Source organism: Frankia sp. AgKG'84/4 (assembly GCF_023242965.2).
Taxonomy (GTDB): Bacteria; Actinomycetota; Actinomycetes; order Frankiales; family Frankiaceae; genus Frankia.
Map to the genome: position 1 here is coordinate 1 of NZ_JALKFU020000464.1, position 4,305 is coordinate 4,305.

Sequence of the window (4,305 nt, forward strand, 5' to 3'; positions counted from 1 at the left end):
GTAGGACGCCGTCGCCCGACCCGCGCCGCCGCCGGACACCTCACCCGCGCGCGCACCGGCACGCGGGCCGCCCGCCCGCCCGCCACCAGGGCGCCCGGACCGGGAAAGCGGCTGCGCGGGAGCGGTCACGGTGCACCTCCGGTGGTGAGCTGGGATCGGCCTGGCTTCGGGGCGATGCGTTCTGCGGCCCGCAGCCGGACGGAGGCCGCCCGCGGGTTCTGTGCCATCTCGGCCTCGCTCGCCGGTTCGGCGCCACGGGTCAGCCACCGCATCCGGGGCATCGCCTCCGGCGGGACCAGCGGCATGTCCGGCGGGACCGTCGTCTGGGCGTACTCGGCCAGTCCACGCTTGACCAGGCGGTCCTCCAGGGAGTGGTAGGACAGCACCACCAGGCGCCCGCCGACGGCGAGCGCGTCGAAGGCCGCCGGCACCGCCCGGGCCAGCACGTCCAGCTCCGCGTTGACCTCGATGCGCAGCGCCTGGAAGGTGCGCTTCGCCGGGTTGCCCCCGGTGCGCCGCGCCGGCGCCGGGATGGCGTCCCGGATAAGGTCGACGAGGCGCGCCGACGTCGTGAACGGCTCGTTCGCCCGCGCCCGCACGACCGACTCCGCGATGCGCCGGGCGAAGCGTTCCTCCCCGTAGTCGCGCAGGACACGGGCGAGCCGGGGAGCGTCGTAGCTGTTGAGGACGTCCGCGGCCGTCTGGCCGGTGCTCGCGTCCATCCGCATGTCCAGCGGTGCGTCCCGGGAGTAGGCGAAGCCTCGGGCGTCGGTGTCGAGCTGCAGGGACGAGACGCCGAGGTCGAACAGCACGCCCTGGACGGCCGGCCGGCCGAGATCGGCCAGGACAGTGCCGATCTGGTCGTAGACCGCGTGGACGAGCCGCACCCGCTCGGGGGCGAGAAGCTTCAGCCGCCGCTCGCTGTGGGCCAGCGCGTCGAGGTCACGGTCGAGACCGATCACCCGGACGCCGGGGAACTCCGCGAGCAGCGCGGCGGTGTGCCCTCCGAGGCCAAGGGTGGCGTCCACCACGACGGCTCCGGGCACGGTCAGGGCCGGCGCGAGCAGCTCCAGGACGCGGCCCGTCAGCACCGGCGTGTGCATGGCGTTCAGTGCCGAGCCTCCCTCGACCGCTCGTGGACCTCGTCTTCAGATGTACTGACGTGGCACGTCCCGGGGCGGCGACGACCCGGGCGCTGCGCGCGGGCAGCACCGATGCGGTGGAGCGCGTCCGCGCGGACCGCACCGGAGCGGACGGGTCACTCGCACTGGGCGCCGGCCACCGGGGAAGGGGCGGCCGGAGCCGTGCTGGTGACGCGCGGGCCGATGCGGCTGCGACGTGCGGACACGATCCAGGGCGGCTCAGATCACTCCCGGCAGAACCTCCTCGGACAGCTCAGCGAAGCTCTCCTCTTGGCCTTCCAGGTAGGCCTGCCAACGCTGGGCGTCCCAGATCTCGACCCGGGTGTTCGCCCCGTTGACCACGCACTCGCGGGTCAGGCCCGCGTAGGTGCGCAGCGCCGCCGGAATGGTGATGCGCCCCTGACGGTCCGGCGCATCGTCGGCCGCGGACGAGAAGAAAACGCGGCTGTAGTCACGCAACGCCTTGGCCGTCACCGGTGCGGTGCGCAGGGACTCGCTGATCCGGGTGAACTCCGCCATCGGAAACACGTACAGGCATCGTTCCTGCCCTTTGGTGATCACAAGCCCCCCCTCCAACTCGTCGCGAAACTTCGCGGGCAGGATCAGCCGCCCCTTGTCGTCAAGCCGTGGCGTGTGGCTGCCGAGGAACACGGCGACCTCCCTGCCACTGCCTGCGGAGACAGCGCCTGGTCACCCCGCTACGGCCAACCGGAAGCTCCTGCCCCCCACTGCGCGCCACTCTACTCCACTGCCCCCCACCCGACACCCCCTCAACACCCCGCGGCACCCCACCGAAACCCCTCCGCAACCTGCCGCGCGCGATGCCCGATTCCGGGCTGGTATAAACCGCGGTAAATTGGTAAATACATCTCCTATCGTGACGTCACGCCGGGACCCACCCCGCTCTGTCGGGCTATCCGCGACCGGGGGGCCACCCGCGCGGGGTAACCCGCCGCTGGCGCGATTCGGACAGGTTTCCCTGGCCACCGCCCCCTGTGCGCCCGCCGTGGATGTCACACTCGGGAGGGACGGGTCCCGCCGGGGCCGGGTCCGGAGTATTCCGACGCTCGACACTCACAGGGGGGCCAACAGGTGGTGACCGATCCAGGTCTGCTCCACTGGCGTGACCCGGTGACGGATATCGGTCACCTCGCCGACGTCGCCGACCGGGTCCGGGCGTCCATAGAGACAGTCATCGACGGCAAGGCCGACGCGATCACGACCGCGCTCGTCGTCCTGCTGTCCGAGGGCCACCTGCTCATCGAGGACGTGCCGGGCGTCGGCAAGACCATGCTGGCCAAGGCGCTCGCCCGCTCGATCGACGCCCGGGTGCGCCGCATCCAGTTCACCCCGGACCTGCTGCCCAGCGACGTCACCGGCGTCAGCGTCTACAACCAGGGCACCCGCGACTTCGAGTTCCGCCCCGGCCCGGTCTTCGCCAACATCGTGGTCGGCGACGAGATCAACCGCGCGGAGCCGAAGGCACAGGCAGCCCTGCTGGAATGCATGGAGGAGCACCAGGTCACGGTCGACGGCGTCACCTACCGGCTGGAGTCGCCGTTCATGGTGATCGCCACCCAGAACCCGGTGGAGATGGAGGGCACCCGGGCGCTGCCCGAGGCCCAGCGGGACAGGTTCACCGCGCGGATCTCGATGGGATACCCCTCCCCCGCCGCCGAGATGGCGATGCTCGAGAGCCACGGCGGCGCGAGCCCGCTGACGGCCGTCACCCCGGTCACCGACGCCGCCGAGATCGCCCGGCTGATCTCCCTGGTGCGCACCGTGCACGTCTCTCCCGAGGTGCGCCAGTACATCGTCGACGTCGTCGGCGGCACCCGGGCGCATCCCGACGTCGCCCTGGGCGCCTCCCCGCGCGCCGCGCTGCACCTCATCCGGGTGGCCCGCGCCCGAGCGGCGCTGGACCAGCGGGCGTTCGTGCTACCCGACGACGTCCAGGAGATGACCATCCCGGTGCTGGCCCACCGCCTGCTGCCGCAGCCGGAGATCATGCTGTCCGGCGAGCCGGCCACCAGCATCGCGGCCCGCACCCTGGCCGACGTCCTGGACCGGATCCCGATACCGCGCCCAGGCGGGGCACGCCCGCTGCGGCACGGTCGTTAGAGCTACGTGTGCGGGACTTTGTCGCGGCGTTGCGCGGCCTCACCCTGCGAGGCCGCAGCTTCCTCGCCGCGGGAGCGGCCTGCGGGGTGTCCGCGGTCGTGCTCGGCGAGCAGGACCTGCTGCGCGTCGGCCTGCTGCTCGCCAGCCTGCCGGTCCTCGCCGCCGCGATCGTCTGCCGCACCCGCTACCGGCTGTCCTGCACCCGTCGACTCGAACCCCGGCGGGTCACCGCCGGTGAGCAGGTCGGCGTGCGCATCCAGTTGGCGAACGTCAGCCGCTCGCCGTCGTCGGTCCTGCTCGTCGAGGACAGCGCCGCTGCCGGCCTGGGCGGCGGCGCGCGCTTCGTCCTCGGCCGGATAGAGCCCGGCGGCCGGCGCGACGTCTCCTATTCTCTGCACGCCACGGCGCGCGGCCGGTACCAGATCGGGCCGATGGCGATCCGCCTCGGTGATCCTTTCGGGCTGTGCGAGCTCTCGCGCAGCTTCCGCAGCCTCGACGAGCTGATCGTCGCTCCGGCGATCGAGCGACTGCCCGCGGGCCTGTCCAGGGGTTCGTCGAGCCCGAACACCGACCAGCGCCGCCGCAGTGGTCTCATCGGCGTCGACGAGACCACGACGAGGCCCTACCGGTCCGGCGACGACCTGCGCAGGGTCCACTGGAAGACGACGGCTCGCGCGGGCGAGCTGATGGTCCGCCGCGAGGAGCATCCGCAGACCAGCGCCGCGGCGGTCCTGTTCGACACCCGGGCCAGGGCATGGCTGGGCGAGCCCGGAGCCGAGGCGTTCGAGTGGGCCGTCAGCGCCGTCGGCGCTGTCGGTCTGCAGCTGGTGCGCGAGGGCTACCGGGTCCGGCTGCTGACCGACCGCGCCGTGGCCACCGTCATCAGCGGCACCGCCGTCGCCGGGCTGCTCGACGAACTCTCGACGCTCACCCCCACGCCGACGGAATCGCTCGGGCCGGCCCTGACCGCGCTGCGCCAGCCCGCGGGCGAGCGGGGCGCGATGCTCGTCGCGGTCCTCGGGCACCCGGAGCCGGGCCTCGC

The 4,305-nt window shown here is 72.8% G+C and carries 4 protein-coding genes; 2 read left to right on the top strand and 2 right to left on the bottom strand.

Translation table 11 applies throughout. From position 1 onward, the window contains the following. Positions 1–125 precede the first annotated feature (125 nt). Together rsmH and mraZ are read right to left on the bottom strand one after the other, a co-directional pair. Positions 126–1,103: a 16S rRNA (cytosine(1402)-N(4))-methyltransferase RsmH gene (rsmH, locus tag MXD58_RS21310; RefSeq protein WP_248840068.1), complete on the bottom strand. Its 978-nt coding sequence runs from the start codon at positions 1,101–1,103 to the stop codon at positions 126–128. Between the two features lie 258 nt (positions 1,104–1,361). Beyond that, positions 1,362–1,793, bottom strand: coding sequence for a division/cell wall cluster transcriptional repressor MraZ (gene mraZ / locus MXD58_RS21315; RefSeq protein WP_248840069.1), 432 nt, complete (start codon positions 1,791–1,793; stop codon positions 1,362–1,364). A gap of 441 nt (positions 1,794–2,234) precedes the next feature. Between mraZ and MXD58_RS21320 the strand changes: the two genes are divergently transcribed. Both MXD58_RS21320 and MXD58_RS21325 read left to right on the top strand, forming a co-directional pair. After that, a complete protein-coding gene (locus tag MXD58_RS21320; protein WP_248840070.1) occupies positions 2,235–3,263 on the top strand; it encodes an AAA family ATPase in 1,029 nt (342 codons plus the stop codon). 8 nt (positions 3,264–3,271) lie between these two features. Continuing rightward, positions 3,272–4,305: DUF58 domain-containing protein (locus MXD58_RS21325; RefSeq protein WP_250609795.1), on the top strand; the 1,034-nt coding region annotated here is incomplete at its 3' end.

Excerpts from the sequence above, each read along its gene's own strand:
- rsmH (WP_248840068.1), bottom strand. The coding sequence starts at position 1,103 with ATGCACACGCCGGTGCTGACGGGCCGCGTCCTGGAGCTGCTCGCGCCG.